At 55.1% G+C, this 24,546-nt stretch carries 19 protein-coding genes; 2 read left to right on the top strand and 17 right to left on the bottom strand.

Annotated elements, in window-relative coordinates; all coding sequences use genetic code 11:
- Positions 1–54: 54 nt before the first annotated feature.
- Both ACR0DT_RS15635 and ACR0DT_RS15630 read right to left on the bottom strand, forming a co-directional pair.
- Positions 55–1,023, bottom strand: coding sequence for an ABC transporter substrate-binding protein (locus ACR0DT_RS15635; RefSeq protein ID WP_480711647.1), 969 nt, complete (start codon positions 1,021–1,023; stop codon positions 55–57).
- A gap of 35 nt (positions 1,024–1,058) precedes the next feature.
- Positions 1,059–3,380: a DUF1989 domain-containing protein gene (locus tag ACR0DT_RS15630; RefSeq protein ID WP_480711646.1), complete on the bottom strand. Its 2,322-nt coding sequence runs from the start codon at positions 3,378–3,380 to the stop codon at positions 1,059–1,061.
- 103 nt (positions 3,381–3,483) lie between these two features.
- Between ACR0DT_RS15630 and ACR0DT_RS15625 the strand changes: the two genes are divergently transcribed.
- Complete coding sequence (locus tag ACR0DT_RS15625; RefSeq protein ID WP_480711645.1) at positions 3,484–4,515, top strand: LacI family DNA-binding transcriptional regulator; 1,032 nt, start codon at positions 3,484–3,486, stop codon at positions 4,513–4,515.
- Positions 4,516–4,586: 71 nt separating this feature from the next.
- Here the strand turns inward: ACR0DT_RS15625 and ACR0DT_RS15620 are convergent, their stop codons facing one another.
- The 15 genes from ACR0DT_RS15620 to ACR0DT_RS15550 all read right to left on the bottom strand — a co-directional run bounded on the left by ACR0DT_RS15620 (position 4,587) and on the right by ACR0DT_RS15550 (position 23,424).
- Complete coding sequence (locus tag ACR0DT_RS15620; RefSeq protein WP_480711644.1) at positions 4,587–5,942, bottom strand: TRAP transporter large permease; 1,356 nt, start codon at positions 5,940–5,942, stop codon at positions 4,587–4,589.
- A gap of 5 nt (positions 5,943–5,947) precedes the next feature.
- A complete protein-coding gene (locus ACR0DT_RS15615; RefSeq protein ID WP_480711643.1) occupies positions 5,948–7,261 on the bottom strand; it encodes a TRAP transporter small permease subunit in 1,314 nt (437 codons plus the stop codon).
- Between the two features lie 78 nt (positions 7,262–7,339).
- The gene (gene dctP, locus ACR0DT_RS15610; protein ID WP_480711642.1) at positions 7,340–8,437 is read right to left on the bottom strand and encodes a TRAP transporter substrate-binding protein DctP; all 1,098 of its coding nucleotides are present in this window, start codon (positions 8,435–8,437) and stop codon (positions 7,340–7,342) included.
- Between the two features lie 279 nt (positions 8,438–8,716).
- The gene (locus ACR0DT_RS15605) at positions 8,717–10,249 is read right to left on the bottom strand and encodes a mechanosensitive ion channel domain-containing protein (RefSeq protein ID WP_480711641.1); all 1,533 of its coding nucleotides are present in this window, start codon (positions 10,247–10,249) and stop codon (positions 8,717–8,719) included.
- A gap of 964 nt (positions 10,250–11,213) precedes the next feature.
- Positions 11,214–12,326, bottom strand: coding sequence for an S-(hydroxymethyl)glutathione dehydrogenase/class III alcohol dehydrogenase (locus ACR0DT_RS15600; RefSeq protein WP_480711823.1), 1,113 nt, complete (start codon positions 12,324–12,326; stop codon positions 11,214–11,216).
- Positions 12,327–12,444: 118 nt separating this feature from the next.
- A complete protein-coding gene (locus ACR0DT_RS15595) occupies positions 12,445–13,113 on the bottom strand; it encodes a glutathione S-transferase family protein (protein WP_480711640.1) in 669 nt (222 codons plus the stop codon).
- A gap of 8 nt (positions 13,114–13,121) precedes the next feature.
- Positions 13,122–14,849 carry a Rieske 2Fe-2S domain-containing protein gene (locus tag ACR0DT_RS15590; RefSeq protein WP_480711639.1) on the bottom strand — a complete coding sequence of 576 codons (1,728 nt, stop codon included), beginning with the start codon at positions 14,847–14,849 and terminating at the stop codon, positions 13,122–13,124.
- Positions 14,850–14,871: 22 nt separating this feature from the next.
- Positions 14,872–15,729, bottom strand: a complete 858-nt coding sequence (locus tag ACR0DT_RS15585) for an aromatic ring-hydroxylating dioxygenase subunit alpha (RefSeq protein ID WP_480711638.1) — start codon at positions 15,727–15,729, stop codon at positions 14,872–14,874.
- Between the two features lie 25 nt (positions 15,730–15,754).
- Complete coding sequence (locus tag ACR0DT_RS15580; RefSeq protein ID WP_480711637.1) at positions 15,755–16,663, bottom strand: aromatic ring-hydroxylating dioxygenase subunit alpha; 909 nt, start codon at positions 16,661–16,663, stop codon at positions 15,755–15,757.
- A 21-nt stretch (positions 16,664–16,684) separates the two neighbouring features.
- Positions 16,685–17,614: an ABC transporter permease gene (locus tag ACR0DT_RS15575; protein WP_480711636.1), complete on the bottom strand. Its 930-nt coding sequence runs from the start codon at positions 17,612–17,614 to the stop codon at positions 16,685–16,687.
- A complete protein-coding gene (locus ACR0DT_RS15570; RefSeq protein ID WP_480711635.1) occupies positions 17,607–18,722 on the bottom strand; it encodes an ABC transporter permease in 1,116 nt (371 codons plus the stop codon). The genes ACR0DT_RS15575 and ACR0DT_RS15570 overlap by 8 nt, the downstream gene beginning before the upstream one ends.
- Entirely contained in the window at positions 18,719–20,245 is a 1,527-nt protein-coding gene (locus ACR0DT_RS15565; RefSeq protein ID WP_480711634.1) for an ABC transporter ATP-binding protein, read from the bottom strand. The genes ACR0DT_RS15570 and ACR0DT_RS15565 overlap by 4 nt, the downstream gene beginning before the upstream one ends.
- A gap of 86 nt (positions 20,246–20,331) precedes the next feature.
- A complete protein-coding gene (locus ACR0DT_RS15560) occupies positions 20,332–21,363 on the bottom strand; it encodes a BMP family lipoprotein (protein ID WP_480711633.1) in 1,032 nt (343 codons plus the stop codon).
- 27 nt (positions 21,364–21,390) lie between these two features.
- Entirely contained in the window at positions 21,391–22,353 is a 963-nt protein-coding gene (locus ACR0DT_RS15555) for a PDR/VanB family oxidoreductase (protein ID WP_480711632.1), read from the bottom strand.
- Between the two features lie 15 nt (positions 22,354–22,368).
- A complete protein-coding gene (locus tag ACR0DT_RS15550) occupies positions 22,369–23,424 on the bottom strand; it encodes a Rieske 2Fe-2S domain-containing protein (RefSeq protein ID WP_480711631.1) in 1,056 nt (351 codons plus the stop codon).
- 219 nt (positions 23,425–23,643) lie between these two features.
- Here ACR0DT_RS15550 and ACR0DT_RS15545 point away from each other — a divergent pair, with 219 nt between their 5' ends.
- Complete coding sequence (locus tag ACR0DT_RS15545; protein ID WP_480711630.1) at positions 23,644–24,495, top strand: helix-turn-helix domain-containing protein; 852 nt, start codon at positions 23,644–23,646, stop codon at positions 24,493–24,495.
- Positions 24,496–24,546: the final 51 nt, after the last annotated feature.

Below are 24,546 nucleotides of genomic sequence, written 5' to 3'. Positions count from 1 at the left end.
ACCGCTGTTGAGAGTGTTGAAAGGCGCCCCCGAAACACCGGGGGCGCAACGGCTTTAGTTTGTTTTCAGACCAAGCCAACCATCGACGGTATCGCCATTGCCGGCGATCCATTCGGCTACGACCTCGTCAATCTCGCGGCCCTTGACCACGACCTCATAGGTCAATCCGCTAAGCTGGGCTGCGTCCATGTCGATATTGGCCAGGAAAGAGGCAGCCGCCGGATTGCGCTGTTCCAAAGACTTGGAATGCGCCACGGTCACGGTTTTGACTGGCTCGCCGGTGCTGACGTGAGACTTATTGTACCAGTCGGCATCCTGATCCGGCTGCACCATCTTATAGGTGGCCGCGTCATGTTCAGGCTCTTCCAGAATGGTCACGTCATAGAGGGCATGCACATAATGCGGCGCATAGCAGTAAAACGCGGCCCCTTTCTGCTGGTCGATCTGATCCTTCAGACGCGAATAAAACACGGTTTCGTCTTCGGTGGTGGGTGTCAGGAAGGTTTCGATGCCGTAGTCCCGCACCCGCACCTTGAACGTGTTGGTCGACGCCCAACCGGACGCGCCAACCCAGACCTCACCCAGCCCGTCACCATCTGAATCGAACAGCTCCTGCGCCATTGGGGTGGCCAGATCATAGATGGATTTAATGTTGTGGTCCTCGACCATGTAGTTCGGCACGCAGATACCAGCGCGGCCTTCGTAGCTGCCCGAAGACAGTCCAACTGTACCCTTCTGATCAACATACTCATCGGTGAACGAAGACTGGTTCGGCAGCCAGACGTCCGGGTGTACGTCGATATCACCCCGCCCACCATCCATCGCGGCAAAGATCACCGCGTTGGCGCCGGGGGCATAACCGACCTCGCCGCCCAAACGGGTTTCGATGACCTGCCCGATCACCCGGCTCATGATCTTGGCACCCGGCCAGCTGGGCTCACCTACCATGACCTTTTCCTGCGCCATCGCTGTTGTTGCGCCTAAGGTCAGCGCCAGAGTTGCCGTGAATGCGAGTTTCTTCATGTGTCTTCTCCCGTTGCGTTGAGTTGCATGCGCCATCAGGCGCGCGCCCGCTTGCGTTGCGGGTCTATGAATGGAATGTCCGAGACAGTTGCTCCTAGGCGCTTCATACGTCCGTCAAGCTGGCCGATCTCAAGGCTGGTGCCGTTCTCCGCGCGTTCGACTGACAGCCGCGCCATAGCGATGGCGTGTTCCAAAATTGGCGATCGTGTGGCTGAGGTGACCACACCCACCTGTCGCTCGCCTGCAAAGACGGGGGCACCGTGGGCGGGCACATCATCGCAGCCAATCAGCAAACCCTTGAGCACCCGGCGCGGATCGCGCGCATTGCGTTCCAGGGCCGCCTTGCCGATGAAATCAGATTTGTTTAGGTCGACAGCAAAACCAAGCCCCGCTTCGAACGCATCGACGCCCGGGGCGAATTCGGCGTTTGCGGCGGCCAGGCCAGCCTCAATTCGAATGATGTCCAGCGCGGCCGAACCCATCGGAGTGATCCCGAATTCCTCGCCCGCCTCCATCACCGCGTCCCAAATCGCTACGGCATCGGATTTGGAGCAGAAAACTTCATACCCCAATTCCCCGGTATAGCCCGAACGCGACAGCATGAACGGCGCGCCTTCGCGGTCGCCTAAGCGAGCCACGGTAACACCGAACCATTTCAGGTGATCCAGAGCGGGAACATGGGGTTGCGTAAAGGCGATTTTGCGCAACAGATCGCGCGACTTCGGGCCTTGGATGGCCAGGTTTGGCATGGCACCACGCAAGGCATGCACACGTACTTGCAGGCCGCGCTCATCGGCCAGCGACTGCAACACGCGCCCACTTTCTTCCGAACCACAGCACCAGCGGAAAATCTCGGGCGCAAGGCGGAATAATGTGCCGTCATCAATGACGGCCCCGCTGTCGTCACACATCAAGGTATACGACCCGCGCCAAACCGGCAGCTTGGCGACATTACGTGTGGTCGCCAATTGCAGCAGTGCCTCGGCATCCGGACCGATGATGTCGAATTTGCGCAGCCCGCTCATGTCCTGAACCGTCACTGCCTGACGACAGGCCCAGTATTCCCCCAGCGTGCCATGGGCCGGATAGCTGACCGGCGCCCACAGATCGCGCGCCGGGGCGAAATGTTGAGTCAGCGGCGCGAGACGGTCGTGAAACGCGGATTCCTGACTGATCGACATCGGGGCATCTTCCTTTTCACGATAGGCCACCGCGCGGCGGATCGGTGTTTCAGGGCGATAGATGCGCACATGCACATCCGTCGGGTTCCACCCGTTTATCGGGTCAATGTCATCCGGACAGGCGGTCGAGACACAGACCAGATCCTCAATCGCGCGCATCGCGACGTAATCGCCGGGACGCGAATGGGACTCTTCGGTCTGGATGTGATGTGTTGCCGGGTCGATCCAGGTGTTCCAAAAGAAATTGATGGCCGGCCAGGCCGCGCGCCGGCCCACGCCATAAGGGGTCAGCGCATTCGACATATTGTCGGAACAATTCAGATGGCCCGGGAACCCCCGCTCCTCATACCCGCGCGCAGTGCAGGCCAGTCCGAAAGTGTCATGCCGCCCACACGTGTCTTGCACCACATTCAGCAAAGGCCGCATCTCACGGTCATAGAATTTGTCCAGCAACCCGGGCCCCGGAAACGCCCGCCGCACCATCGAGCGAGTGGCGGTCGAGTCGATCATCCACTCGTCACCATGATCCAACCCATCAGCACGCAATGCCATGAAATCTGAACATTGCTGGCCTTCGATGTCGACGATCTGAACGAATTCACCAGCCTTCAATTCGTAGGCAATTGCCCTGCCCCGCGGCACGGTGAACTCATCCCTTGTATCGCCCAGCAGAGGCGGCAAGTGCAGGTCATGCGTGGCGTAAGATTTGTGCTGGACTGTGACACATCCAGCCCCTGCACCTTCGATCAAGCCCACACGCTCGATCGGACGGATCACCCAGACGGTGACAGGTGTTTGGGCGCGCAGAATCGCAGGCTCGGTCGTTTGATCCAACCTGAAACAGGGAACATGGCCCGTACCGCCCCGCGCATCGATCCATCCTGAAAAGCGGGCGCTGTCAAAGTCCGTAACCGCAACCTGACCGTTTGCCGTTAATCCTAGGGTTTCCAGATTGAACTCTCCGGCCTGATCAAACACCACCAGATCAAGTGGTTTGATCGGGCCAACCCCTTCTATCGACAGCAAATCCCCTACAGACATGTCCAGCCGTACGGCCTCTCGCGGGGCCAGGATATGCGTGCGTGCACCAGTGGATTTCGGAAAGCCCGGAAATCGCCGACCCGGGCTGTCAAACCCGGAATTCGTAAAGGCATGTAAGACCGAAGAACCGAGCATGGCGCTATCAGAATCCCAAAATGTAACTAGTTACAGAGGTTGATGAAACTAGTTACATATGTCAACACTTTCTTGAACGCCCGGAAAAAACGGAAAAAAAAACGTGACGCAAAAAGCCCTAGAGCCCAAAAAACGCGCAAATCTCAGAGACGTGGCAAAGGCAGCAGGCGTTTCGGTGGCGACAGTGTCGCGGGTTCTGAATGAACCGAGCGTGGTGAAGAAAGACACGCTCGAGAAAGTTCAGTCCGCCATTGACTCCTTGAAATTCGTACCCAGCGCGGCCGCGCGAGCAATCAATTCCGGTCGCACCCGGTTTGTCGGAGCCTTAGTACCAACGCTGGACAACGCGATCTTTGCCCGGTTCCTCGCCGCACTTGAGCGCGAGCTGTCTGAACATCAATTGTCCCTTATCGTTGCCACAACGGACTCTGATCTCGAAATCGAAGCCGAAAAAGCGCAAAGCCTTGTTGATATCGGCGCCGAAGGCCTGATCATCACCGGCGCAACGCACAGCGACACGCTGCACGATCTGATCGATCGGACTATGCTGCCCACAATCATCACCTCCTTCCATGATGCGGAAAACTCTCTGCCGACGATCGGATACGACAATGAGGCGGTGGCACAACTTGCCCTAAAGCACCTTGCAGACCTTGGGCATCGGCACATTGCCGTCGTGCACGGTCCCGTTCACGACAATGATCGAACCCGCGCGCGCCTGTCCGGGCTGCGCGCCCTACCCTGGGCCGGAGAACTAACCACCTACGAAACCGAGATCAGCCATCGCGGCGGGGCCGAAGGTGCCAGGCGCATCTGCAGCCAGCCTCAAATCCCGGATGCCGTTCTATGCCTGTCAGACGTGGTCGCATTGGGGGTTCTGTTTGGTCTTCAGGCCGAAGGTGTCAGCGTGCCCGACGACGTCTCTCTGGTCGGGATCGACGACCTGCCCAGCTCAGCCGTTGCAGTGCCCGCTATCACTACAGTGCATTTGCCGGTGTCCCAGATGGGTGAGAAAGCCGCCATTGCCCTTTCGCGTTGGATATCGGAACAGGAAAGACCCCGTGCCGAGCGCCTGGAAGGGCGGTTGATTGAAAGGCAATCTGCCATTCCAAATACGGCCCGTTTGGCCACCTAAGCACTTAAAGCATAAAGAAAAACGCCCCGACGTAAAGTCAGGGCGTTTGATTTGACTTCAGCTGTTAAAGCTTATCCGTAAATCAATCTGGGCAGCCAAGTTATGATTTGCGGGAAGAACATACACAACAGCAAGCCGACCACCTGCAAAGCCAGAAACGGCAGGGCCGATTTGAAGATGTCGGTCATCGGGATATGATCAGGCGCCACGCCCCGAAGATAGAACAGCGCGTACCCGAAGGGCGGCGACAGAAAGCTCATCTGCATATTCACCAGATAAAGTACACCAAACCACAGGACCAGATCTTCGGGGCTTTCCAGACCAAAAGCCTGCGCACCAAGCGCCTTGATGATGGGCACAAAAATCGGGACGCAGAGTAACAGAATCCCGACCCAATCCAGAAACATGCCTAGAACAACCAGCAGGACCTGCATCAAGATCAGAATGCCCCAGGGTCCCAGACCGGTTGCGGCCAATGCGTCCTGTACGAATTGCTGGCCACCCTCCAGAACGTACAGACCCACAAAGATCGTAGCGCCGAACATGATCCAGATCACCATTGCCGACGCCTTCAGAGTCGTGGTGCAAGCCTCCCGTATAGTGGGCCAATCCAACTTACGGTGAATTGCGGCCACGATAAACGCTCCAAAGGTGCCGATACCGGCGGCCTCGACTGGCGTGGCAACACCAGAAAAGATGATGCCCAGAACAACAACGACCAGAGTGATCGGTGCGGCCATTTTACCGACCAGACGCAGCTTTTCGGAGTTGGACACCCGTTCCTCGACCGGAATGGCAGGGCCAAGCGACGGGTTGAGGAAACATCGGACGGAAACATAAAAGATATACATTCCTGACAGCAGTAATCCTGGGATAACCGCACCGATGAACAGCTCACCAACAGATTGTTCGGCGACAACGGCATAAATGATGGCAAGGATCGACGGTGGGATCAGAATACCCAAGGTTCCGCCAGCCATAATCGACCCCATCGCAATCTTTGGATCATAGTGCCGCTTTAACATTGCCGGCAAAGCTATGATGCCCATAGTCACAACCGCAGCGCCAATGACACCCACCATCGCGGCAAGGATCGTTGAGGCAACGATGGTCGCCGAAGCCAAACCACCTTTGACACCCCCGAGAACCTTGTAGATCACATCAAACATATCGTTGATGATCCCGGCCCTCTCCAGCATCGCCGCCATAAAGATGAACAGCGGAATCGCCGATAATTGATAGTTGGTCATCAACGGGAAGATGCGCGATGGCACGATGTTCAATGCCCTTGCGTCGCCGAGAATGAAGAGAAACACACAGGCAAGACCACCCGTTACGAACGCCAGGGGCAAACCCGCCATGAGCAGGGCCAGCAGGCTGCCGAACATAATGAGTGTCAGCCACTCAATTCCGATTTCGATACCCATGTCTCTTAGTTTCCTCGTGCGATTTCACGGATGTCCTTGGACATCTTCGAAATACCCTGCAGGACCAGCAGCAGCCCGCCCATAACCATGACCCACTTCATCGGCCACAGCGGTACTTCCCATTCGTTAAAGCTGATCTCACCCCAACGGATATTGGAGTCGGTCCATTGGGCGGCGCTTAGGCTTGTCAGCATTTCGCCCAGCCCGATCTGGCCGCGTGCCCAGTCTGACACGACCGAGTTACCGGCGGGCACAGCCAGCGCATCCATGGCGAAAATCCAAGATGTCACCAACAGGGTTCCGGCAAAGATGAAGAAGAAGATCGAAGTCAGCAGATCGACCCAGGCCTTTTTCGGACGCGACAGCGGAGCATAGAAAATGTCAACGCGCACGTGGCTTTCCGTCAACATCGCATAGGCACCGGCGATCAGATACTGCATCCCGAACATCAGGTACATCGCCTCATGCGCCCAGTTAGTGGGCGAGCCAAAGACATAGCGGGCGATGACTTCGTAATAGTAGACGAAGACGGCAATCACGGCCCAGTAGGCCACAAATTCACCGCAGAACAGCGACAGACGGTCAATCCAATTGGTGGCGTATTCGCTGTCGTGTTTCGGGCCCTCTTCTGCTTCGGCCTCTTCCAAAGCCTTTTCCGCATCCGATTTTTCCTCGTGCGCGGGCAGGTTGGCATTGGCGCGTTTGATCATCCCAGGCAGCAACAGCATGTCGATTAGGATCAGGGCCAGAATTAAATAAAATGCGTATCCTGCGGCATTACTCCAAAATGCGAATGTGCGCTCCGCCTCATCCTGCAAAGGCGCAACCTCTTCAGCCACAGCCCGCGCTTCCTGCAGACGAGTTTCGCCCTTTTCGATCGTATCTTCGGCGCGCTTCAAACGACGCTCTGCACTTTTTTGCGAGAACGATCCCTGTTCCGCCGCATCGACGGCCGCCTGAAGCTCACCCAGGTTTGCCTTGGCGTCTGCTACCCGATCTTCTTCACGCGTAATGGTGCGCTCCGCGCTGCGGGTCTGGTTCACATAATCTGACAGGACATTCCGGGCGTCCTGAGTCTGACCATTGGCAAACAGGACAAACAGGAAAATCGGCAGATAAACCAATCCCAGCATGCTTTTGAGATAAAAGCGATGCAGTCCGATAATACCGCCCGTCACCGCAATCATATAGGCCAGCGGTAATGAGTAGCGTTTTTCAGTCGGCTGTGGGCGGCGCGAAAGCACCATCGCCACAAGGGGGAATACGATCAACCCCACCCAATAAAGCCAATGCGGCAGCGTAAAGCCAAGCCCCGGCATAGCAGTCCTCGTTTTTTGCAGGGATAAACAGCTACCCGGGGCCTTCACCCCGGGTAGCGGTCAAATTTATTGACCAGATTAAAGCTTGAGTTCCAGACCCTGAGTCAGTCCCGGGTCGACATATCCCAATGATCCCGACTGCATGTAATCCAGCTGAATCTTGAACACCCGCGCGGCCTGCGGGTCGCGATTGGCGTAGTCAAACCAGATTGGAACGGCGACTTCAGTCATCAGGTCAACATCATCTTGGGTGAGGCGCGTAACTTCTGTGCCGTCAGTCTCGAATTTTTGCCACGCTTCCTGGTCAGCTGCCTGAATCGCGGCATGATGCATGTCGGAATAGACGTGAGTTTCCATCTCGACAAATTGCTGCATCTGTGGCGACAGCTTATCCCACGCCGCCTTTCCCACGGTGATGTCCATGATGTCAACCGGTTGATAAAGAGACATAAAACCCGGAGGGCCCATGACGATATAATCGGTAACCTGGCTGAACCCAAGCGCGTAGTTTACGGCCGGACCAACATAGTCGGCCACATCAATCGTGCCCTTTTCCAGCGCGGGGAAAATCTCCGACCCCGGCAGAACCGTGGTTTCAGCGCCAATGGCCGTAAACACTTCGGCGACCATACCACCGGGCAAACGCATCTTGCGCCCAGCAAAATCGTCGATCGACCGGATCGGAACTTTAGAGTGAATGATGTTCGGGCCATGATGGACTGGGCCAACAAAGTGCAGACCTTGGGCCGCATAAAGCTCGCGGGCAATGTCCAAGCCGCCAAGACCATAGTAGAAAACATCATATTCATGCGGGTTGCGTAAACCCAGCGGGATCGACGTCAGGAAGGTTGCGGCCGGAATGATGCCTTGGGCATAGATGGTGAACGGGTTTACCGCGTCCAGAACACCATTTTTAACCGCATCATAGAGTTGGAAGTCACCAACAACATCGTTTGCACCAAACGGTTGAAATGCCAGCTCCCCACCGGTTTTTTCGACAATCGTGGCACACCAGTCTTTGAATACTTGCAACCCAGCACCGCCGGGCCAGCTTGTTTGAATTTTCCAGGTCGTACCTTCTGCCGCCTTGGCAATATGTGGTGCCGCCAGAGTGGCTGCACTCGCACCTGCAATCGCCCGCAACGCGCCGCGTCTTGTCGTGAATTTCTGAGGCATTGTGTATCTCCATCCGGGTTTCCATGGCCGATCGCAAAGGAGTGTCATGCGACCTGCCATTTGGTAGGTGTAGCACGGCTTTTACCAATTGGTATAGTTTTCTGTCCAATTGCGGCCTTGCGGTGAGACAAGCAAAATTGAATTCACTCACGCTCGGCAGAAGCCTCGATGCTTGGTCCAGGACGGTGAAGGTACCGGCATCGCCAAAACGACAGGCCAAGGCGTCACAGCAAACGACGCCTCTGTAGCCATTGAAGGCTAAAACAATTCCTGTCGAAATTAGCTGCTCAGGATTTTCTCGATCCGCTGGAAAACGTCCGCCAAACGCCCTGCGCGTTTCGAGCCTAGGTCGTTCTTCATGTTTGCAGCGATCGCCATTCTATTTTCGACAATTTCCGCGAACCCCTGCAAAAGGTCTTCACGTTGAGACGCAATGTCCTTAAAGCACATTCGATCAATTTGCACCAGCACGACATCACTCGACGCGGTGAACGTCTGAAACGACGGCGCATCGGTCAGCATAGAGGCCAGACCGAAATACTCGCCAGACACCAGCGGATTGAGAATTCGTGTTTTCCCAGAGGCATCGGTAACACTGGTTTCAATAACCCCGTTCAAAACAATATAGACAGACGGAGAAATTTCACCTTCGGGCAGAACAACTGTACCTGCATCAAAAATCGCCGAGTAGCTGCGAGAGTTCAGGCTTTCAAGCTCGGCTTCGTCAAACAATGATGCAAAATCCAGACTGCGTAAGGCGTGAAGCGTCGTCGGTGGTGTTGCCACAACTTTTTCGGCTGCCTGAAACCTGACATCCTGCATAGACGGGGCACTTTGAATTCCCGCCTGCTTGAGCGCATAGTGAAGCTCCCGAAAAAACTCTTCTCGACCTGCAAACATTGCCGGGTAGTTCGGAAAGTGCAGCCAAACGATGTACCGATACGGAATTTTCCCCGAGTCGACCAGGCGCACGCTGGGCAATGGCGTTTTACTCAATCGTTTGCACTTGAGCGCGACCTCAAGCAAGAGCGACTTGGCGAAACGGGGGTCAATTTCGGGCGGCAGGGTCACAGTGTACATCGGGGAATAGCGATGATCAGGGCCATGCAGATTTCGAAATTTCTGTGCCGCGAGTTTGCTGTTTGGCACAATCAACGTCGTATTGTCCCACGCCCTTAGCCGGGTCGCCCTCCAGTTCAGGTCCCGAACCTCACCTTTCGTTCCATCCTCAAGCTCTATCCAATCTCCGATTTTGAACGGATGCTCGACACTTAGCGAAATACCGGAAAACAAGTCCCCCAATGTGCGCTGCATCGCAAATGCAATGATTGCTGCCATCGCGCCAGTCGACAAGTACAGACCGTTTATCGAAAGACCGTGACTTACCCCAAACGTCGTGAGGCTAAGAATAATGGCCGCGCCAAACAGCAGCACGCGCGGCAATCCAGGGATATAGCCTTCATCAATGAAACTGGAACGTGAAATCCACAGCAGTTCAATGGATCTTGCGATTACAACACTGACGGTGACGTACACAATCAGAAAGGTGGAAAATTCCAGCTTGGCGGCCAGATCTGCGTGCTGACCGGCATCAAGTCTCAGGCTCAACAGTGCATGCAGTGACATAACCGCTGAGACGGTCAGAAACCCCCCTATAAGGTTGAGGATCTGATGAATACCGGCCACCGGTCGCGACAACGCCATCGCCCGGTGCGGTCGCCAAACAACCCAGAGCACAAACAACGTAACTGCGAGAACGGCAAACCAAATGTTTCTTTGGATAAATTCATCGATAGATTGAATAAGACTCATCCACACCTCGCGTCGCATGGTCAGTCGACTGACCCACAGGATCAAAGAAAATCATCTCTGCCTTTATGCGCAAGTATGTTGAAGTAAACCAGTCAACAGTTCTTTAGGCCTTGGTGATCAAAGGGTTTCACAGAAATTCCGGTCGAACTTCAACTAGAGACCCATGGTCATAAACAACCTGACCGAGCGTATTGCTCTTGGTGCCTGGCGCTAGCGCCACCCAATACTTTGTGTTCCTACAACCAAAAATCGGAAAAGAACGTTTCACGTCCACCCCTCAGGCTGAAGCCTAGACTTTCTAATTGCCATCTATTTTTTATGGATCGTTACCGTTTGCACCGCGAGAACAGGAACCCCCTGGAAAACCCATGCCACTAAGCTCCATACCAATAATTTCGGGGCTTGCAGGTTTTTGCGGTAAACCAAACGTGAATTACAGCGAGAAGCCAAATTCTCATGCTGCAAGGCCACCACGACCGAAGGACCAAAACGCTTGTGTACAATCGGTGTGATCATTTTGGACGATGGTAACTACTATTTTTCAAGAACAAAGATCTCAGTCTGCCGAACTTTGACTAACGTCTGGTGTCCGATCCATCGGTTTTTGGGGTCTCCGGCGTCAAAAGTTTTGCTGCAATCGATGATAGCGAGACGGTGTTTTCCGGGCTGCCCATCGGCGCCGGAGATGATGGTTAATGTAGCATCATGCATGGAAGGTACGCTTTCGGTCGGGCCACTGATGATCCAGTACGTTTTGACCTCTACAAGCGACAGACTAGTCCAGGCACCCTTGGACGAAATGCTCAGACCAACGCGATTTGCAGGCGCGTCCACAGTGACAACTGGTGTAACGCATCTGGCTTTTTTGTCGTCGGTCTGGCCTTTCGTTATACAGGGACCAGCCTTTGCTTTAAGCCGCGTTTTTGCCACCGAGACAGGACGTAGGTTCAAAAACCCCCATAGATCAGAACTCGACCACTGCACGAATGGATTTGCCTTCGTGCATCAGGTCGAAACCTTCATTGATCTGATCCAGAGTCAGTTTGTGGGTGATCATCGGATCGATCTCGATCTTGCCATCCATGTACCAGTCTACGATCTTGGGTACGTCTGTACGGCCGGAAGCACCACCAAAGGCTGTGCCGCGCCAACTACGCCCAGTGACAAGCTGGAACGGGCGGGTCGAAATTTCGGCTCCTGCGGGCGCCACGCCAATGATGATCGATTCACCCCAGCCTTTGTGCGCGCATTCCAGCGCGGTGCGCATAACACCAACATTGCCGGTGGCGTCAAATGTATAATCCGCCCCGCCGTTGGTTACCTCAACCAAATGCGCGACCAGGTCACCGTCCACTTTCGATGGATTGACGAAATCGGTCATCCCGAATTCGCGCGCCATGTCGGCCTTGCTGTCATTCAAGTCGACCCCAACGATCTGGTCCGCTCCGGCCAGCCGCAGACCCTGAATGACATTCAATCCGATGCCGCCCAATCCAAAAACCACTCCGCGCGAGCCGATCTCGACCTTGGCCGTGTTGATGACCGCACCAATCCCGGTGGTGACACCACAGCCGATATAGCAGACCTTGTCGAACGGTGCGTCCTTGCGGATCTTGGCCAGCGCGATCTCGGGAACAACGGTATGGTTGGCGAAGGTGGAACACCCCATGTAATGGTGAATCGGTGTTCCATCCAGCATTGAAAACCGGGTGCTGCCGTCGGGCAGCAACCCCTGCCCCTGCGTCGAACGAATGGCCTGGCACAGGTTGGTTTTGGGGTTCAGACAGTATTCGCACTCACGACATTCGGGTGTGTAAAGCGGGATCACATGATCACCAACCTCCAACGAAGTGACACCTTCACCCACTTCGATCACCACACCAGCACCTTCATGCCCAAGAATTGCGGGGAAAATGCCTTCGGGGTCGTCACCCGATCGGGTGAATTCATCGGTGTGGCACAGACCCGTGGCCTTGATCTCAACCAGAACTTCTCCGGCGCGGGGGCCCTCCAGGTTCACGTCCATCGCCTCAAGCGGTTTACCAGGGGCAAGAGCGACTGCAGCGCGAGTTTTCATCATTAGATTGTCCTTACTTGGAAAGTCATCAAAGGTGGCGTCCGGCCCAAAGTTGTCGCATCTCGGACCGGACGCCGAGATTCGCCGCACGGGTATGCGGCGAAAGGGAGTGTCTTTGTTACGCGGCTTTCTCAGTCCCATCTTTGGCCGCTGGCCCGGCCGGGAACACGCCGGACATTACGACGAAGCCAGGAAGGCGTTTGAACCGATCGCACCAGCGGCGGATCGCCGGATAATCCATCCGCGATATGCCTCCATCTTCGCTAAGCATGATGTAGGGGAAACAGGCGATATCGGCGATGGTCGGATGATCGCCTGGGCAGATCCAGTCCTGCCCGTCCAGCTCGGCAAAATACAGATGTTCGTCGAGAATACGGAAAAGCCTGTGAGCCCCGGCGCGGGCTGCATCAATGTCGAGATGGCGATACAGCAAGCTGTCGTGCAACCGGGCGGCGGACGCCGTTGACGTAATTCCATCGGCGAAAGCCAACCACTGCGATACCTGGCCCAACAATGCCGGATCGGCGGTTGGGTACCACTTACCTGACCCATCATATTTCGTCGCCAGATAGACCAGTATCGCCTGCGCGTCGCGCAACACCAGCCCGTCATCGTCGATCACCGGCAGTTGCCCCAGCGGGTTAAGCTGCAGAAACTCATCGGACTTGTGTTGCAAGCCCGGATAAAAGTCGATCTTCTCCGTTTCGAACTCGATACCCAGAAAGGACATCAGCAATCGCAACTTGTAGCAGTTGCCAGATAGTTCGTAGTCATAAAGCTTGATCATGATGCACCTCAGATATCCAGAATAAGACGGTCGGATTTAGCCCGGCTCACGCAGGTCATGATGGACTTGCCTTCGGCCTTTTCGCTATCAGATAGGTAGACGTCCTGATGCAGCACCTCGCCTTCGATCACGCCGCACCGGCAAGTGCCACAAGCGCCCTGCTCGCAAGAACTGCCCATGTTTATCCCGTTCTCCCGCAATACACTTAGGATGGTCTGACCAGCTGGCACCGTCAGCGTCATGGCCGAGCGAGCCAGATCAATTTCGAAACTGTTGGTATCATCCAGCTCAACTGTGTTCTTGAAATACTCGAAATGCACCGCTTCGTCGGACCAGCCGCAATCTGAGGCGACCTGACGAGCCGCCTCAAGCATCGGGCCCGGACCACAGATATAGACATGGCGGGCACGACCGGGTTCGGTCAGAACCTTGCGCAAAGTGGCGACGGTGTTATCCGGCGACAGGCCTTTGTGAAGGGTCGCGGCCCGGTCGAATTCACCAATGGCCCGCTTGAAAGCCACGTGGTCGTCGGATTGAACGAAATAGTGGAACTCAAAGCCCATATCTTGGCTGTTCAAAGTCCGTGCCATCGATAAAAGCGGCGTAACGCCAATGCCCCCGGCGACAAAGATTGTTTTCACTGCATCCCGGCGCAAAGGGAAATTGTTGCGCGGCACCGAGATTGCCAGGACATCACCCTTGCTGACACTGTCATGGATGGCAGCAGAGCCTCCCCGACTGTCCGGTTCGCGTTTCACACCAATAGTGTAGTGATCCGTTTCACCGGGCCCATTAGTCAATGAATACTGGCGTATCAGTCCGTTTTGTAGATGAACGTCAATATGAGCGCCGGGCTGAAATGTTGGTAGCCGGCTGCCGGTCAAAGGTTCCAATCGCAGGCTAACGACGCCTTCGGCGGTCATCTCTTTTGCCGCGACCTGCACGCGCAAGTCAGCCTTGCGCCCATCGGTACTGACCGGCGGAATGTCGACCAGCTCCTCGGATACCCGACCGATCGGAGCGGTCATTGGTTCGGGCGTTTCGAGTTGCGCGGCCTGTGCTTCGATTTCACTGCGTAAGGCTGTCAGAGTCCGGTTGTACAACCGCAATAGTGCAACGTGTTCCGCCCCCTGCACAGCGTTGTTTGCCAGCCCGCGAATGACACTGTGGTTGCTGTCACAAGGCTGCACGAAAAAGCGTACCGCATCACCGTCCGCAGCCGTTATCGTCACCGATCCGTCGTCATTCACCGATCCCACGCAGCCATCGCTAAAGCTATAGTCTTTCAGTGCGTTGATCACGAAATCTCGGGGCGCATTGACCGGGATAGGCCGCAGAACGGTTGCGGTTTCGAACCCATCTAGTACCGGGATATCACCTACGGCTTGCTCGCCACACCACACCAAACCATGCGCTTCGTGCGCAGGATAGGTATTGTTGCAGATCGTCCGTGCCGGTGCGTCTGCCGGGTGGGCTGGGATATAAGTGCAGCCCGCCGTACGATTGGCATAGCGCCAACCGTGATACTGGCATTTCAGCTCGCGCCCGTCATTGATGCCGATGGAAAGGCGCACACCACGGTGAAGGCAGCGGTTCTCCCAAATATTGACATAGCCGTCATCGGCACGCCACACCGCAAATTCACGCCCCAAAAGCTTAGCCTGATACACATGGCGCAGTGGCAGATCCGAGCTGGACGCGATCGGGATCCATTGCGAATGAAGTTCGGTAGTCATGAAAAGTCCTTTCTGTGCCGGCTCAGGCGACTGCTGGCAGCGTGCCGAAGGTGACCTTGTGGTCCCTCAGCCAGCGGCGATAGAGAATGGCGACCTTGTCCGCGCGGATCGGCGTTTCAGCTCGGGGATCAAGTGGCAATTTGCGGGGAACCTGGTTTTCCAGGATCGGCTTATCCTGTGCAAAGATCAGCTGCATGAACCAGCGCAGCGTATCTTCTTCCATCCCGTCTTTGACGTAGCAGAGGTACGGATGCACGATGCAGTCTTCGGGTCCGACCGGCTGCACGAACAGCACGATATAGTCGTTGCGCTCAGGATAGGTCGGGTTTGTTTTGTAGAGGGCTACGGTATAGGGCCGGTAGACGCGATAGGTATATTCCACCATGATCCCGCCTTCGGCGGTCGGTGAAGCCTGAGGCTGATAAAAGAAGCATTCCGACGCGATGATCTCGTCATCCTTGGTCAGTTCCACCTCATAGGGCTGCACCTCCGTATGCGGCTCCTCGCCCAGCCAACCGGTGTGTACAAAGGGGAAATGACCCATATCCAGGAAATTCTCGACTACACGCAATCCCGAAACCTTGACGCCGAACGATCCACCGCTGACCAGATACCGGTCAGACTCAAAAGCTTCCGGTACATGAATGATGTCGCGGTCCGGGGTGCCAAGGCACGTCCAGATGAACCCGTATTTTTCCTGCAAGGGCAGCTCTGGCCCCTGCGCAGTACCATGCCTGATCTGGACTGTGCCATTTCCATCCCGTGACACATAGACAGGCTCTTCAAACAATACGGTTCGTTGTACGTCGCCAAAGGCCAACAGGTTAGCCTCGGCAACAACATGCCAGTCGTTCAACAGAATTTTGTTGTCGCAGGTCATGGTATCCTCCGTGGAATTGAATGGTTCAGGGGTTGGAAACCGGGATAACGCCATAAGTCAGACCTTTGCTGCTCAGCCATCGGCGATAGGCAATTGCGGATTTGTCGGCGCGGATCGGCGTTTCGGCCCGCGGGTCCAACGGCAATCGCTTAGGCATCTGATTTTCCAGGATTGGTTTGTCCTGCCCGAAGATTACCTGCTGAAAATACCGGATAGCCTGATACGAGCTTTCCTCATCCAGAATGCACATGCCCGTATGCGCCAAAATGCTCTCGGGACCGACCGGCTGAATAAACAGATAAATTGCATCCCTGCGGCTTGGGTCATTGGGGCTGGATTTATATAGGATAGAGCAATTCGGGTGCGGGACACGATAGGTGTATTCCACATCCGCCCCCTCATCCGAAGAAAGCGCTGCCTGCGGCTGATAGAACCGACAGCGCGTGGCCAGAACCTCGTCGCGGGTTTCTGAAACTTCGACATCGTACTCTTTGACTTCGGTATGAGGTTCCTCGCCGAGAATACCTGTATGAACGTAGGGGAAATGGCCCATATCAAGGAAATTCTCGACTGCGCGGCCTGCCGAAACGTTCACGCCAAACATCCCTGTCGGTACAAAGCGCCGATCGGATTCATGATATTCCGAAAAGGAAAACAAAGGCTCGGGGTCTGTGCCCAGACAAGCCCAGATATAGCCGTACTCTATTTGCGACAGGACCTGATCCCCGGTTTTGCCAGGTACAAAAGCCATACCGCTGGGCGCATCAGATGTATGATGCCATACATGTGCCTGTCCGTTTGCATCCAAGGCAAATGACAATTTCTGACCCAGCAGAACCGTATCGTGAACCTTGCCAGGCACCATTTCGTCCACCGAAGAAAGAGGGTGCCACTGTGCGAGAACGACCGGATCAGTGCATGTAGCGTGTGTCATGAATGCTCTCCTCATTACGGATCAGCGGAAATACGGGATGCCCAGTCGCAGTGGCTGCCTGGACCGACGACGCAAACCCATCAGCAAAAGGATCGAAGCCAGGTAAGGAAGCGCTAAGAAAATCTGATGCGGCACGTCGATGCCCAGCACCTGAACATGAGTTGCCACGCTTTCGAGCAGGGCAAAGATCAGCACGGCCGCCAATACGCCCTTGGGCATCCAGTTGCCCGCGATCAACGCCACAATCGCCAGCCAGCCGCGCCCGGCAGTGATATCGGCAAGAAACCGGTCGGAAAATCCAAGCATCAGAAAGCCACCGCCAAGTCCGGTCATCACGCTACCGAACAACACTGCAGCATATTGACGGACCGAGACGCTGAGGCCCTTGATGTCCAGCGCCTTTGGGTTTTCACCCAGACAGCGCAGTTCTAACCCCCAGCGGGTTCGGTAAAGCAGATACCAGACCGCCGGCACGGCAGCGAAGGCGACATATGTCAGCAGACGCTGGTCAAACAGGATTTCGCCGACGATCGGAATTGAGGAAAGGATCGGGATCGGAGCATTGTCGAAACCGTCAAAAGTGGGCTGTGCCCGCCCTCTGATATACATGCGAAACCAGTAGAGCGTGAGCCCCGCGATCAACAGATTAACGGCAAGTCCGGTGATAAAATGGTCCACCCGCATGGTCACGGTCATGAAGGCGATGATCAGCCCGACCAATGCACCAGCAACCATCGCCATAAACACGGCAAACCAGATCGAACCGGTGGCCGTGGCGACAAAATAGGCGGTAAACGCACCCATCAGCATGGTGCCTTCCACACCCATGTTCCAGATACCTGCACGCTGGGTGACAAGCTCTCCGATCGCTGCGAACAGGATCGGCGTTGCGATACGCACCATACCCGCAAGGATGCTGATCAGAATGGTTTGTTGAAACAACTCACTCATTTGTCTGGGTCCTTACGATTTTGTAGCGTGCGGCCACCCCGGCGCAGAGAAAGGTCAGCATCAGGATGCCTTCCATCGCCGGAACCAGCGCGGCGGGAACTTGCGCAAGAAGTTTCATGTAAAGCGCGCCGCTGCTGAGCCCGCCAAAGATGATCCCTGCTACGACCGTACCGAGGGGACGTAAGCCACCGATCATGCCAATGATGATGCCGGTATAACCAAGACCAAACAGCGTGTCCGAGCGCAGTCTGTGCGCAGTGCCGAAGATTTCGGATACCCCGGCCAGACCGGCTATTGCACCACTGAGGATCATCACCACGATGATGGTGCGCCCAATATTGGTGCCGCGATATGCCAGCGCGACTGGATTATAGCCCATTGCACGGATCTCATATCCAAGCGGCGTTTTGTCCAGAACGACATAACAAACCAGTGCCGCGACGATGGCGAAGACCAGACCCAGATGCAGCTTAGCGCTGCCAAACAAAGCAGGCAGTTGCGCCGCCTCGCTGATCGGTGCGGATTGCTGGTAGACCACCGACTCTGACACCTCCGTCCATGGTCCGCCACCAATCAGATAAGACAACAGGAATACGATCAGATAGTTCATCATTACGGTCGAGATGATCTCATTCACATCGAACCGGTCCTTCAGGATTGCTGCCAGCGCCCCCAATATGGCCCCCCCGATCATTCCACAAAGAATGATGCCGGTGACGTACAAGACGGGCGGCAAACCGGCGAGCATCAGATAGCCCGTGTAAGCCCCCATCGCCCCGGCGTAGACTTGACCTTCTTGTCCGATGCTCCAAACTTGAGCCCGGAAAGCGACCACCGTAGCGAGGCCAGTCAGGATTAGCGGCGTTGCCTTGGACAGCGTGGCAACGATTGCCTTTTGGCTTCCAAAACCACCTTTCAACAACGCTGAAAAGGCTTTGACCACATCTGCCCCGCTGGTCCAAAGCAGCAGGGCGGAGAGTAAAAGCCCTAGCACTGTTGCCAGGAAATACATCGAGAATGTCCAGATCGGTTTGCGGTTCACTCGCGGTTCGATCCTGAATCGGCTGGGCGCGCGCGATACCTGGGTGTCACGTTCGATGGAGGTCATTCCGCAGCCTCCTTCCTTTGTCCGGCCATCAGCAGGCCGATTTCTTCAACAGAGGTATTTTCGGGATCGACGACACCCGTGATCCGGCCACCCGAGATAACGGCGATGCGGTCAGAAAGGTTCAGCAGGTCTTCCAGTTCTTCCGATGCCAGCAGAACCGCATACCCCTCGTCCCGTTTGGCGATGATCTGTTTATAGACATATTCGATCACCCCCAGATCCAACCCACGCGTTGGCTGATTGGCCAAAAGTAACTTGTTCGAATGCACAAATTCGCGCGCCAAAATGACCTTTTGTGCATTGCCGCCAGACAAGTGATTAACCGGAGTAGCGGCCGATGGGGTTTTGATCTGAAACTCGTCAATCAGCCCTTCGGCGACTGTGCCGATCTGCTTGTGGTTCAGGAACGGCCCTTGAGTATAGTCGTCATGGCGCTGCCAACCCAGGATCATGTTTTCCTGAATATCAAACTCGGGGATCAACCCCTCGCGAAAGCGGTCATCAGGCACCAGCCCCACACCGCGATCCATGTAGTGACGCGATGGCAGACCTTCGATCCTTTCACCGGCCAGCGTCACTTCTCCACTGGCAGGAACAAGGATACCAGAGAGGATTTCAAACAGCTCTTTCTGCCCGTTGCCGGACACACCCGCCAGCCCCAGTATCTCACCACGGCCGATTGTCAGGCTGACCTGATCCAGCGCCAGATTATCTCGGTTGTCTCGGAAGCTCAGGTTGTCCACCACTAAGACGGTCTCTTTCGCGGTCTCATCTTCGGTTGCCCGATCGCGAATGACCCGCAGTTCAACGTCGCGCCCAACCATCATTCGGGTCAGCTCCTTGGGCGTCACTTCGCCGGATCTAACTGTTCCAACCACCCTGCCCTTGCGCAGGACAGTGACACGGTCAGACTGCATCACCTCGACCATCTTGTGGCTGATCAGAACGATGGAAATTCCAAGGTCTTTCATATGGTTAATGATTCGAAACAGGCGAACGGATTCTTCCGGCGTCAACACCGCGGAGGGTTCATCCAGGATCAGGATTTCGGCGTTCAAATACAGCGCCTTGAGAATTTCGACCCATTGCTGCTGCCCAACCGCAAGGTCTCGGACCAGCACATTAGGATCAAGGTCGATATCATATTCCCGGCACAGCTCATCCACACGCGCACGTGCTTCGTCCTGGTGCAGTTTCCAGCCGACGTCATGGGTCCCGACCATGATGTTTTCCAACACGGTAAAATCGGGAACTAGGACAAAATGCTGATGCACCATTCCGATACCAGCATGAATAGCGTCCCTTGGAGAGCGGAACTCGACAGGTTCCCCCTTTAGCTCCAGGCCACCTCCCTCGGGTTGGTAGAACCCGAACAAACACGACGATAGAGTCGATTTCCCCGCGCCGTTTTCGCCGAACAGACAATGAATTTCGCCAGCTTCAAGATCGAAACTTACGTCTTCATTCGCAATCACGCCGGGAAAGCGCTTGGTCAGGCTCCGTGTTCGCAAAATCGGTGGCATCAGAGAGTCCATCATTTTGTTCGGGTGCATCGCTCTACACCGGTGCAGGCATTGCACCGGGATCAGATAAACGGTTTGTCAGTCCTTCAATCGGACTTGGGCTGTGATACGTCGAGTTCGACCGTCAGCGCGCCCGATGCAATATCGTCCAGTGTCGACTGAACTTCTGCCTTGATGTCGTCGGGAATCTTGTCAGCCAGATCATAATAAGGAGCTATGCTTGTCCCGCCCTCGGCCATCCCGCGCCAGATGATCTCGGTATTGCCGTCGAACGGCTTACCGTCGACCTTGTTGGCCCACCATTCGTCGACGACCCATTTTACATCCGGGTCCCAGTTCGCCAGCGAGCTGGACAGGATGGTCGACGGAGAATAGTGGTGATCATCCCCAAAATTCGAGAAGCAAATTATACCCGCCTCTTCGCAGGGCTGAAAATTTCCAGCCAACTGGTAAATGATATCCGCCCCGGTCGAAATCTGGGCCGAAGTCATCTCGGACGCCTTGCCCGGATCATACCAGCTTTCGATGAAGGCTACCTTCTGGGTCACGTCGGGATTGACCGACTTGGCCCCGGCAAAAAAGGCATTGATTAGGTCGTTGATATCATCGGCGGGATAAGTGCCTACAACACCCAAGGTATTGGATTCGGTCAGATTGCCCGCAAGAATACCCAGCGCATAGGCCGATTCATGCACACGCTTGTAAACCCAGTACTGGTTCCCACCCAGACCTTCGTTCCCCGACCCGACCACGACAAACATGATTTCGGGGAACTCATCCTTCAGTTTCTTGACCTGATCGGAATAGGTCGAATGCGCCCAGATGATGTCATATTCGCCTGACTCGGCAAACAGGCGCATCGCGTCACCCGCATCGTCACCCCAAAGCGGGTCGGTATATTGCCATGAAATGTCCAGATCGTGCGGCTTTTCCGCCTGCACCCGCTCAAGCGATTGAATAAGCGTTCCATCCCAGCTTGATTCAATGCCCGCCGACAGGATGATAGCAATGTTAAGGTCTTCTGGATCCTCGGCAGCGGCAAACTGCGTGGAAGCCATGAAAGTACCAAATCCCAAAGTCAGGGCACTGGCGGATTTCAGAAATGTTCTTTTGCGCATCGTATTATCCCCTATTGTTTATGGATGTCATAAATCCAAAACCAGTAGGTCCGAGTGCGCCCGAGAACAGCACACGGTCATCTGGTCGTTTTCTGCGTGTTCTTCCTCCGTCAGCACATAATCCCGATGATCGGGCGTGCCTTCGAGAACTTTGGTGACGCAAGTGCCGCAGATGCCTTGCTCACATGATTTGGGGATGTCGAATCCCATTTCTTCCAGCACGTCGATGACGGCCCTTTCGGCCGGAACATCAATGATCTGACCGGTGCTTGCGATCTTGACCTTGAAAGGGCGGTCATCTCCATCCGTTCCGGGCGGGTCGACCGCGAAATACTCACGATGAATGGCATCTGAAGGCCAACCCTTGTGGGCCGCGTCCAGCACAGCATCCATGAACCCGGTCGGGCCACAGACGTACAGATGACTACCCGCATCCGGAGTCTGACGAAGCCCGGCAATGTCGAATTTCTGATCCTCGGCTCCATCATCGAAATGTAGATGCACCCGATCCGCGAAGTCCGACGCCAGCAGGTCCTCGCGAAAGGCCATCCGATCAGCGGTGCGAGCGCAATAGTGCAGGTCGAACGAGGCACCCTGTGCGTGCAGCGCTTGCGCCATGGACAAGATCGGAGTGATACCTATGCCCCCTGCAATCAACAGAGAATGCTTAGCCTTATCCGACAGGGTAAAATGATTACGGGGCTCGCTGATCTCAACCCGCTGGCCGACATCCAGTTCATGCACGGCCTCAGACCCGCCCCTGCCATCCGTTTCCCGCAAGACGCCCAGACAATAACGGCCCGTCTCGGACGGATCGTTGCAAAGAGAATACTGACGGATCACACCATCCTTCAGATGAACGTCGATATGCGACCCTGCGGTAAAGGCGGGCAACGGCTTGTCGCCTGCAGCCACCAGTTCCAGCCCGGCGATATCCTGAGCCAGAACCGACTTTTCCCTGATTTCCACCTTGATAAGGGTGACGGTCATCGTTGCTCTTTCTTCTTAGCTAGCGATCGGGGCGCCGAGCCCGAATTTCTTGGCCAGTGCGCGCCGGTATTCCAGGGAAATTCGGTCCGCCGGAATGTGAATTTCTTCGGTCAGATCCAATGGCAGATCTTCGGGATGCTGACCCTCAACCAGAGGTTTGTCTTCTTCGTTGATCTGCGAGGATTCCTTGATCAGATACTCTGCATCCGGCTCATCAGTGTTGTCGGTGATGATCTGAAACAATTTTGATTCATGCGCCGAAACCGGACACACGGTGTCGGCGATGATCTGGACGTAATCGCTGTCGATCGGCTTGATATAAATGGCAGTACTGAACGGGAACGTCAGTTCATACGTATAGATCACATTGCGATCTTCAGCTTCGACCCCATCCGGAAAACGGTTGCCGCCTTCTAGATAGGGCATATCGAAGGTCAGCCCGTAATCGGTTTCGTGTACTTTGTACAAGGGCAGCGGGGCCGGGATTTCATTGCCAAAAGTGTCTCCGTGAACAAACGGGAAATGCGCCAGATCGTTGAAGTTCTCGACATGTCGGCTGGCCGATGCCATCCAGGTACCCGATGGAATGAAATTGAGCTTGATCCCGGGGTCGTCCAGCATCTCCCATGTCGGAAGGGTCCAGTTGGGTTCACCGCTCAGGCAAGCCCACACAATACCGTATCTCTCTTCACTCAAGACCGAGTACAGACGCATCTTGGGTGGAATTCTTGCGTTCTGATCCGGCATCGAGGGAATTTTTGTGCATTGGCCGGAATGGTCGAAGCACAACCCATGCATCGGGCATACCAGGGTATTGTCGCGAACCCAACCTGCACTCAATCGGGTTCCGCGATGCGGGCAGATGTCGCGTGCTACCGATACACCCTCGGACGTGCGATAGAGCACAAGATCCACATCCAGCAGACGCGCTTTGACGGGCTTGTCTGACACGTCATGTGCATAGGCGACCGGATGCCAGAAATTCGAAAGTATCCGCCAATCGTTTTCATCAAACGTGCAGCCTCTCGGCAGCTCGCTGGCAAATTTCGAGTGATTCACTGACTGAAACATAGCTGGCACTCCGAAGGCTGGCTGTCTGAGCGTCTGAACACTTCACAACGCGGTTGGTTTGCAGTCTTGTTGATTCAGATCAATCTAAACATGACTCTGTTTCCCTAATTATTGACTGTAGTTAAGATTCTCGGCTACTTTCTTTACGTCCTGTTCCCAAGTGCGAACACCACGCAACGCGCAGCTATTTAGCCGACACCGACTGATTCCGGAGAAGAGATGGAGCAACTATTCGTTCAGGTTCGCGGATTTTCTTTCGGTCAGGCGGTATACCAGCACGGCGGGACTTTTGGGCCCATTCTGCGGCCTTATCTGGCGTTGATTGCAGTTCGCACCGGTGCTTGCACAATGAAATCAGAAGTAGGATCGCTACGCGTCCAAAGTGGGCATGTTGGAATATTTGCTGGCCGTGCAAAATTCGAATTCCTGTACGACCGAAATGTGACCACCCAGGTCAGCTGGTGCGAAGGCTTCCTGCCAAATTTGACTGAAAGTAAGTTTGCTCAGGCGTTTGAGGAGTACGATGCGATACGAATTCCCGACAGGCTGCAAAAGCTGCAAGAGATCGGCCTTGGCGTGGGACAACAATCTTCTACCGACCTGAACAGTTTACGAAACGCCTTGGGCATAACCGTATGTCGCAGCTTCCTTCTGGAAGCGCGCAGAAGCAAAGCCGAACAAAAGATCCCGCCTAAAATTCTTGAAGCTGTCAGGCTCATTCACGACAGGATCGGAGACGGCGAATTGTCGGCGGAATTCGTGGCCAACCATGTCTCGCTGTCTCCGCAGCACTTCAATACCGCCTTCAGGAAATCGCTGGGTATCACGCCAAGCAGATACATCTGGCAAAGGCGCTCTGAGAATGCCAAGCGACTTCTGCTTCATACTCGCATGAGCCATGCGCAGATCGCTCATGAGTGTGGTTACAAAAGCACCGCTCATTTTTCACGCAGTATGAAAAACCATTTCCAGGAAACTGCAGGAGAGTTGCGTCGAAATGAGGGGTTTGTACACCCCAGCGCCGACGACGCATCCGTAAAAGAAGTATATTTTGACAAAAGATTTTCATAGCGCCCCGCCTATTTTTAAACGGCCTTGACGGGCGAACAGAACCTGGGAAAG

This window comes from Ruegeria sp. BI11, assembly GCF_056538005.1.
This window is presented reverse-complemented; position numbering and strand designations above follow the sequence as displayed.

Bases quoted from the DNA above. Each gene is read 5' to 3' on its own strand.
- ACR0DT_RS15615 (WP_480711643.1), bottom strand. From the start codon at position 7,261: ATGCCGGGGCTTGGCTTTACGCTGCCGCATTGGCTTTATTGGGTGGGG.
- ACR0DT_RS15550 (WP_480711631.1), bottom strand. From the start codon at position 23,424: ATGTTTCAGTCAGTGAATCACTCGAAATTTGCCAGCGAGCTGCCGAGA.
- ACR0DT_RS15545 (WP_480711630.1), top strand. From the start codon at position 23,644: ATGGAGCAACTATTCGTTCAGGTTCGCGGATTTTCTTTCGGTCAGGCG.
- ACR0DT_RS15630 (WP_480711646.1), bottom strand. From the start codon at position 3,380: ATGCTCGGTTCTTCGGTCTTACATGCCTTTACGAATTCCGGGTTTGAC.
- ACR0DT_RS15600 (WP_480711823.1), bottom strand. From the start codon at position 12,326: ATGAAAACTCGCGCTGCAGTCGCTCTTGCCCCTGGTAAACCGCTTGAG.
- ACR0DT_RS15555 (WP_480711632.1), bottom strand. From the start codon at position 22,353: ATGACCGTCACCCTTATCAAGGTGGAAATCAGGGAAAAGTCGGTTCTG.
- ACR0DT_RS15605 (WP_480711641.1), bottom strand. From the start codon at position 10,249: ATGAGTCTTATTCAATCTATCGATGAATTTATCCAAAGAAACATTTGG.
- ACR0DT_RS15590 (WP_480711639.1), bottom strand. From the start codon at position 14,849: ATGACTACCGAACTTCATTCGCAATGGATCCCGATCGCGTCCAGCTCG.
- ACR0DT_RS15635 (WP_480711647.1), bottom strand. From the start codon at position 1,023: ATGAAGAAACTCGCATTCACGGCAACTCTGGCGCTGACCTTAGGCGCA.
- ACR0DT_RS15565 (WP_480711634.1), bottom strand. From the start codon at position 20,245: ATGCCACCGATTTTGCGAACACGGAGCCTGACCAAGCGCTTTCCCGGC.
- ACR0DT_RS15620 (WP_480711644.1), bottom strand. From the start codon at position 5,942: ATGGGTATCGAAATCGGAATTGAGTGGCTGACACTCATTATGTTCGGC.
- dctP (WP_480711642.1), bottom strand. From the start codon at position 8,437: ATGCCTCAGAAATTCACGACAAGACGCGGCGCGTTGCGGGCGATTGCA.
- ACR0DT_RS15595 (WP_480711640.1), bottom strand. From the start codon at position 13,113: ATGATCAAGCTTTATGACTACGAACTATCTGGCAACTGCTACAAGTTG.
- ACR0DT_RS15560 (WP_480711633.1), bottom strand. From the start codon at position 21,363: ATGCGCAAAAGAACATTTCTGAAATCCGCCAGTGCCCTGACTTTGGGA.
- ACR0DT_RS15580 (WP_480711637.1), bottom strand. From the start codon at position 16,663: ATGACACACGCTACATGCACTGATCCGGTCGTTCTCGCACAGTGGCAC.
- ACR0DT_RS15570 (WP_480711635.1), bottom strand. From the start codon at position 18,722: ATGACCTCCATCGAACGTGACACCCAGGTATCGCGCGCGCCCAGCCGA.
- ACR0DT_RS15585 (WP_480711638.1), bottom strand. From the start codon at position 15,729: ATGACCTGCGACAACAAAATTCTGTTGAACGACTGGCATGTTGTTGCC.
- ACR0DT_RS15575 (WP_480711636.1), bottom strand. From the start codon at position 17,614: ATGAGTGAGTTGTTTCAACAAACCATTCTGATCAGCATCCTTGCGGGT.